The 6863-nt window shown below is 71.8% G+C and carries 10 protein-coding genes; 7 read left to right on the top strand and 3 right to left on the bottom strand.

Annotation, left to right across the window (positions count from 1 at the left end; genetic code table 11):
- Positions 1–624 (bottom strand): GTP-binding protein (locus G3I65_RS35525; protein ID WP_309235891.1); only part of this gene is annotated, 624 nt, incomplete at its 3' end.
- Between the two features lie 78 nt (positions 625–702).
- On the opposite strand from G3I65_RS35525, the gene rpmB reads away from it, so the two are divergent.
- The 5 genes from rpmB (at position 703) to cobA (ending at position 3030) form a co-directional block, all read left to right on the top strand.
- Positions 703–939: a 50S ribosomal protein L28 gene (gene rpmB / locus G3I65_RS35520; RefSeq protein WP_086860064.1), complete on the top strand. Its 237-nt coding sequence runs from the start codon at positions 703–705 to the stop codon at positions 937–939.
- Positions 939–1106 carry a 50S ribosomal protein L33 gene (gene rpmG, locus G3I65_RS35515; RefSeq protein WP_003091682.1) on the top strand — a complete coding sequence of 56 codons (168 nt, stop codon included), beginning with the start codon at positions 939–941 and terminating at the stop codon, positions 1104–1106. The genes rpmB and rpmG overlap by 1 nt, the downstream gene beginning before the upstream one ends.
- On the top strand, positions 1106–1411 hold the full coding sequence (gene rpsN / locus G3I65_RS35510) for a 30S ribosomal protein S14 (protein ID WP_160699970.1): 306 nt from the start codon (positions 1106–1108) through the stop codon (positions 1409–1411). Before rpmG ends, rpsN begins: the two co-directional genes overlap by 1 nt.
- A complete protein-coding gene (rpsR, locus tag G3I65_RS35505; protein ID WP_125316289.1) occupies positions 1408–1662 on the top strand; it encodes a 30S ribosomal protein S18 in 255 nt (84 codons plus the stop codon). The genes rpsN and rpsR overlap by 4 nt, the downstream gene beginning before the upstream one ends.
- Positions 1663–1803: 141 nt before the next feature.
- A complete protein-coding gene (gene cobA, locus G3I65_RS35500) occupies positions 1804–3030 on the top strand; it encodes a uroporphyrinogen-III C-methyltransferase (RefSeq protein ID WP_160699969.1) in 1227 nt (408 codons plus the stop codon).
- On the opposite strand, the gene G3I65_RS35495 is transcribed toward cobA, so the two are convergent.
- Positions 3018–3896 (bottom strand): alpha/beta fold hydrolase, encoded by an 879-nt coding sequence (locus tag G3I65_RS35495; RefSeq protein ID WP_160699968.1) that lies wholly within the window; start codon positions 3894–3896, stop codon positions 3018–3020. The two genes, cobA and G3I65_RS35495, sit on opposite strands and share 13 nt — an antisense overlap.
- A 137-nt stretch (positions 3897–4033) precedes the next feature.
- Between G3I65_RS35495 and G3I65_RS35490 the strand changes: the two genes are divergently transcribed.
- Positions 4034–4876, top strand: a complete 843-nt coding sequence (locus tag G3I65_RS35490) for a crotonase/enoyl-CoA hydratase family protein (RefSeq protein ID WP_160699967.1) — start codon at positions 4034–4036, stop codon at positions 4874–4876.
- Positions 4877–4888: 12 nt separating this feature from the next.
- The gene (locus G3I65_RS35485; protein WP_160699966.1) at positions 4889–6592 is read left to right on the top strand and encodes an AMP-binding protein; all 1704 of its coding nucleotides are present in this window, start codon (positions 4889–4891) and stop codon (positions 6590–6592) included.
- A gap of 2 nt (positions 6593–6594) precedes the next feature.
- Here the strand turns inward: G3I65_RS35485 and G3I65_RS35480 are convergent.
- The coding region (locus tag G3I65_RS35480) for a hypothetical protein (protein WP_160699965.1) at positions 6595–6863 on the bottom strand (269 nt) is incomplete at its 5' end.

The raw sequence follows: 6863 nt of genomic DNA, 5'->3' as shown, positions 1-6863 counted from the left end.
GACCCGCGGGACCGACGGCGCGACCCGGTCGAGCACCGCGGCCGCCTTCGCCGCGGTCCAGGCGTCGGCCGCCGCGCCGGCCAGCACCAGGACGTCGGCGAACTCGGCCTGCGAGAGCGCCACCTGGGCGACCGTGCGCTCGTCCTCCGGGCTGGCCTGCAGGTTCCGCTCGGCCAGGAGGTCGTCGCCGGTGGCGTCGGCGAGGAACGTCGCGCAGTCGACGACGGTGAACACCGCCCGCAATTCGACGTCGTCGCTGACCGGGTGGTCGCCGACCAGGACGTTGCGGATCGCCCAGCTGACCGGCTCCGGCTCCATCGCCTCGTCGAGCCGGACGACGATCCGGCGCACCTGCGGCAGCCGGGCGAGGTGGCGCAGCAGCGGCAGCAGGTCCTCGCGCAGCGTGCAGGACACGCAGCCGTGGGCCAGCTCGAGGACGGTCAGCTGGTCGCGCTGCTCCAGCCGCAGCCGGCGGCGGACGACGCCGGAGTGGATCTCGCGCAGGTCGTGGTGGACGACGGCCGTGCCGGGCCCGGCCACGCGCAGCAGCTCGGCGAGCTCGGCGTTCGGGCCCGGGGCGAGGCCGCTCACGAGGACGAGCGGGACGCGGGGGTGTGGGGTCACTGGTGCTCCAGGAATACGGGCGGGGTACGGTGCGTAGAGTAAATGAAAACGAAAACCACTAGCAACTCGGGAGGGTCCGTGTCCGCCGTGTGCCAGGTCACCGGCCGCAAGCCGGGCTACGGCAAGCAGGTCTCGCACTCGCACCGCCGCACTTCGCGGCGCTGGGAGCCGAACCTGCAGAACCGTCGCTACTTCGTGCCCAGCCAAGGCCGCTGGGTGCGGCTGCGCGTCTCCGCCAAGGGCATGAAGACGATCGACAAGCGCGGCATCGAGGCCGTCGTCGCCGAACTGAAGGCAAGGGGAGTGAAGCTGTAATGGCGAAGAGCACCGACGTCCGCCCGATCATCAAGCTGCGGTCCACGGCGGGCACCGGCTACACGTACGTGACCAAGAAGAACCGGCGGAACGACCCTGACCGGATGGTCCTGCGCAAGTACGACCCCGTCGCGCGCAAGCACGTCGAGTTCAAGGAAGAGCGCTGATGGCCAAGAAGTCGAAGATCGCGAAGAACGAGCAGCGGAAGGTGATCGCGGCGCGCTACCTCGCACGGCGCCGCGAGCTCAAGGCCGTCATCTCGTCGCCGTCGGCGTCGCCGGAGGAGAAGGGTGAGGCGGTGGTCGCGCTGCAGAAGCTGCCGCGCGACGCGAGCCCGACGCGGATCCGCAACCGGGACGCCGCCGACGGGCGCCCGCGCGGCTACCTGCGCAAGTTCGGGCTGTCGCGGGTCAAGATGCGCCAGGCCGCGCACAACGGCGAGCTGCCCGGCGTCTCGAAGTCGAGCTGGTGAGCCGGATGCCGAAGCCGCACCGGGACCGCCCGGCCAAGCGCAAGGTGAACCTGTTGCACGCCAACAAGATCACGCACGTCGACTGGAAGGACGTCGACCTGCTGCGGAAGTTCATCTCCGACCGCGGCAAGATCCGCGCCCGCCGGGTGACGGGCTTGACGCCGCAGCAGCAGAAGCAGGTCGCCACCGCGATCAAGAACGCCCGGGAGATGGCCCTGCTGCCGTACCCGGCCGCGGGGCGGACGAGCTGACGCGGTCACGCCACCCGGGAGGTTCTCCGGGTGGCGTGACCCACGCTGGGCTGGCGCGGGGATGAACCACCAATAAACCTCCGCCTTCCTCCCCGCCACCACCCTCAGCGGTGGCGCTTCGCGCCGCTGTATCTTCCCTGCATGGACGACCCGCACTACCTCTCCGGCCTCCAGCTCACCGGCCGCCGCGTCGTGATGTTCGGCGGCGGCTCCGTGGCCCAGCGGCGGCTGCCCCGGCTGATCAGCGCGGGTGCCCGCGTCGAACTGGTGTCGCCGCACACGACGCCGTCGGTGCAGGGGATGGTGGACGCGGGCGAGCTGGTCTGGCACGAACGCCGCTACACCGAGGGCGACCTGCGCGACGCCTGGTACGCGCTGGCCTGCACGAACGACCCGGCGGTGAACGCGGAGATCTGCGCCGAGGCCGAGCGCGAGCGCGTGTTCTGCGTGCGCGCCGACGAGGGCGAGTCGGGGACCGCGGTGACCCCGGCGACCGGCCGCCACGGCGGCCTCCTGTTCGGCGTGCTCTCCGGCGGCGAGCCGCTGCGCTCGGCCGCCGTGCGCGACTCGATGCTCGACGGCCTCCACAACGGCACGATCGAGGACGGCCGCACCCCGCACCCGGAGGGCACCCTGCCCGGCGTCGCCCTGGTCGGCGGCGGCCCGGGCGACCCGGAGCTGATCACGGTCCGCGGCCGTCGCCTGCTCGCGCGCGCGGACGTCGTGGTGGTCGACCGGCTGGCGCCCCGCGAGCTGCTCGACGAACTCGCCCCCGAGGTGGAGGTCGTCGACGCGGCGAAGATCCCGTACGGCCGCGCGGCCAGCCAGGACGTCATCAACCAGACGCTGGTCGAGCGCGCCAAGGAGGGCAAGTTCGTCGTCCGGCTGAAGGGCGGCGACCCGTACCTGTTCGGCCGCGGCTTCGAGGAGGTCCTCGCCTGCGCGGAGGCCGGCGTCCCGGTGACGATGGTCCCGGGCATCACGAGCGCGTTCGCGGTCCCGGCGGTGGCGGACGTCCCGGTCACCCACCGCGGCGTGGCGCACGAGGTGGTGGTGGTCTCCGGCCACGTGGCCCCGGGCGACGACCGGTCGCTGGTCGACTGGGAGCTGCTGGCCCGCATGCGCGGCACGATCGTGCTGATGATGGGCGTCGAGCGCCTCCCGCAGTTCGCGAAGGCCCTCCTGGACGGCGGCCGCCCCGCGGACACCCCGGTGGCGATCATCGAGGACGGCACGATGCGGACCCAGCGCGCCCTGCGCTCCACATTGGACACGGTGGTCACGGACGCGGCGGCCTCGGGCGTCCGCCCGCCCGCGGTGATCGTGATCGGCCCGGTCGCGGGACTGGCACCGGGTCAGTCTTCGTAGCAGCTCGCGGCGAAGTCCCGGATCGCGTCGGACAACCGGGTCGGGTCGAAGCGCAGCTCGACCGGGCTGCGGGCCTGGACGAACTCCGCATCCGGCATGTCGATCGCCAGCGTGTCCGCGTCGCCGAACGGGTGGATGGGGTCGCCCTGGTGGCCGATCACCAGCGCCCGCGTGGTGATCTTCCTACGGATCGACTTCGGGGGCGCGATCCGGCCGAACAGCACGCCGTGCAGCAGGGCCGCCATCGGGGCCGGGCGCTGGGAGAGCGTGTCCGTCACGACGTCGACCCACTGGTTGCCGTGCGGGACCAGGGAGGCCGCCAGCGCCACCGCCTGGACCGTGACCGGCAGGAAGCGGGCCGCCATCAGCAGCGGGGCGAACGTGATCAGCCCGGCGACGATCGCGTTGTCCAGCACCGGCATCTCGACGATCAGGCCGCGGACCCGCGACGGCGCCTGCACCGCGACTTCCAGGGAGACGTTCGCGCCCAGGGACGTGCCGCCGACCACCGCGGACTCGACTTCGAGGTGTTCGAGCAGCGCCAGGGTCTGCTCCGCGAACGACGGCATCGAGTAGAGCCACGATTCGGTCGGCCGGTCGGAGTCGCCGTGGCCGAGCAGGTCGAGCGTGACGACCCGGAAGCCGGCGCGGGCCAGGCGGCGCGCCAGCGGGGCGTGCATGCGGCGGGTCAGCATGATGCCGTGGGTGAGCACGACGACGCGGTCGCCGCTGCCGAACTCCGTGTACCAGAGCCGGTGGCCCTCGTGGTCGAACGAGCCGGTGAGCTCGATCGGGCGGGTCGCGCGCCGCACCGGGACGGCGGCGGGGCCGGGCTCGATCGCGGTCGCGCTGCTGGCCGGGCTCATGTCCCACCGTCCTCCCCGTGTCGTGGTGCGAGTCCCTTTCAGGAAAGCATCCCCCGACCACGTTGGCACAGTGACGCGCGGGTCAATTGACAAGGTGCCAATGGCGGGTCCCGGCGGGCATGGGTCAAGATGACCCGATGACCGCTATTGCTGACAGTCTGCCCGACCTCGTCTCCCTCAAGGTCGACATCGCCGGCCCCGTGGCCGAAGTGACGCTCCTCGGCCCCTCCAAGGGCAACGCGATGGGCCCGGACTTCTGGCGCGAGCTGCCACTGGTGTTCCGCGCGCTGGACGCCGACCCGCAGGTCAGGGCGGTCGTGCTGACCGGCAGTGGCAAGCACTTCTCCTACGGTCTCGACCTGCCGGCGATGATGGGCGACTGGGCCCCGATGCTGGGCGGCGACAACCTCGCCGGCCCGCGGACGGCCTTCCTCGACCAGGTCCGGTCGCTGCAGGCGGCGGTCAGCTCCATCGCGGAATGCCGCAAACCGGTCGTCGCGGCCGTTTCGGGCTGGTGCATCGGCGGCGGGGTCGACGTCGTCGCCGCCGCGGACATCCGCCTGGCCAGCGCCGACGCCAAGTTCAGCGTCCGCGAGGTGCGCGTCGCCATCGTCGCCGACCTCGGCAGCCTCCAGCGCCTCGCGTCGATCATCGGCGAAGGGCACCTGCGGGAGCTCGCCCTGACCGGCAAGGACGTCGATGCCGCACGCGCCGAGAAGATCGGCCTCGTCAACGACGTGTACGAAGACCAGGACGCGCTGCTGAAGGCCGCGCGGGAACTCGCCGCCCAGATCGCTGCGAACCCGCCGCTCGTGGTGCAGGGTACGAAGCAGGTACTGGCGACGAACACCGAGCGCCAGGTCGCCGACGGCCTCCGGTACGTCGCGGCGTGGAACTCGGCGTTCCTGCCCAGCAAGGACCTCGGCGAGGCGGTCCAGGCGTTCCTGGAGCGGCGCGCGCCGGAGTTCAAGGGCGAGTAACTAGGAGGCAGCGTGACCGCTTCGGAAGTCCACCACGCGTTCCGCGTCGCGCGGGACTACCTGCAGGCCCACCGCGAGGACTACGACACGGCCTACCGCGACTTCGCCTGGCCGCAGCTCGACGAGTTCAACTGGGCGATCGACTGGTTCGACGTGGTCGCGCACGACCCGGACAACGCCGAGCGGTACGCGCTGTGGATCGTCGAGGAGGACGGCACCGAGAACCGCTGGACCTACCCGGAGCTGTCCGGCCGGTCCAACCAGGTCGCGAACTGGCTGCGGAACCTCGGTGTCCGCCGCGGCGACCGGGTGATCGTCATGCTGGGCAACCAGGGCGAGCTGTGGGAGACCATCCTCGCGGCGATCAAGCTCGGCGCCGTCATCATCCCGGCGTCGACGCTGCTCGGCCCCGCCGACCTGACCGACCGCGTCGAGCGCGGCGCGGCCAAGCACGTCGTGGTCCGCTCGGTGGACGCGCCGAAGTTCGCCGACGTCGAGGGCGGCTACACCCGGATCGCCGTGGGGGAGCCGGTCGAGGGCTGGCAGCCGTACACCGCCGCGTTCGCCGAGTCGCCCGAGTTCGCTCCGGACGGCCCGACCAAGGCCGCCGACCCGTTGCTGCTCTACTTCACCTCCGGCACGACCGCGAAGCCGAAGCTGGTGCAGCACACGCACGTCTCGTACCCGGTGGGCCACCTCTCCACGATGTACTGGATCGGGCTGCAGCCGGGCGACGTCCACCTCAACATCTCCTCGCCGGGCTGGGCGAAGCACGCGTGGAGCAACTTCTTCGCGCCGTTCAACGCCGAAGCGACGGTGTTCCTCTACAACTACAACCGATTCGACGCCACCGCGCTGATGGCCCAGATGGACCGCTGCGGCGTGACGAGCTTCTGCGCGCCGCCCACGGTGTGGCGGATGCTCATCCAGGCCGACCTGACGGCGCTCAAGACGCCGCCGAAGAAGGTCGTCGGGGCGGGGGAGCCGCTCAACCCCGAGGTCATCGAGCAGGTCCGGAAGTCGTGGGGCGTCACGATCCGCGACGGCTTCGGCCAGACGGAGAGCAGCGTCCAGATAGCCAACACGCCCGGCCAGGACGTCGTGCCCGGCTCGATGGGCCGCCCGCTGCCGGGGTTCGTGGTGGCGCTGGTGGACCCGGTCAGCGGCGAGCGGGCATCGGAGGGCGAGATCTGCCTCGACCTGCAGCACCGCCCGGTCGGCCTGATGACCGGGTACGCCGGCGACGACGAGCGCACGTCGGCGGCGTTCGACGGCGGCTTCTACCACACCGGTGACGTCGGCTCGATCGACGAACGCGGCTACATCACCTACGTCGGGCGCACGGACGACGTGTTCAAGGCGTCGGACTACCGGATCTCGCCGTTCGAGCTGGAGAGCGTGCTGATCGAGCACGACGCGGTGGCGGAGGCGGCGGTCGTCCCGGCCCCCGACCCGATCCGGCTCGCGGTGCCCAAGGCGTACGTCGTGCTGGCCGCGGGCTTCTCCCCGGACGCCGAGACGGCCCGGTCGATCCTGGCGTACTGCCGCGAGCACCTGGCGCCGTACAAGCGGATCCGGCGGCTGGAGTTCGCGGAGCTGCCGAAGACGATCTCGGGCAAGATCCGGCGGGTGGAGCTGCGCGGCCGGGAAAGTGACCCGGCGCGCGAAGCGGGTACGGAGTTCCGGGAAGAGGACTTCCCGGACCTCAAGTCCTGACCCTAGCCGCGGGTGCCTTCGACCTGGCGGCCGTCCTCCGTCGAGCACGCCGTGACCGGGTCGTCGGCGCCGCTGCCGCACGTCCACTCGTCGAGGACGATCGGGCCCGGGCCGTCGGCGTCGTTCGCCTCGGCCGGGGTCAGCTTCGCGAAGTAGTCGGTCAGCAGCTTCGTCGCCGCGGCGCAGTCGACCTTGCCGTGGGCCACGACCGCCGTCTTCGCGCCGCCGGCGCCGGTGACGTCGCCGCACGGCACGCCGGGCGCGGTCGACT

It is taken from the genome of Amycolatopsis sp. SID8362, from assembly GCF_010550475.1.
GTDB lineage: Bacteria > Actinomycetota > Actinomycetes > Mycobacteriales > Pseudonocardiaceae > Amycolatopsis > Amycolatopsis eburnea.
The sequence above is the reverse complement of the archived record's forward strand: the minus strand, read 5'-3'. Positions and strand labels throughout refer to the sequence as shown.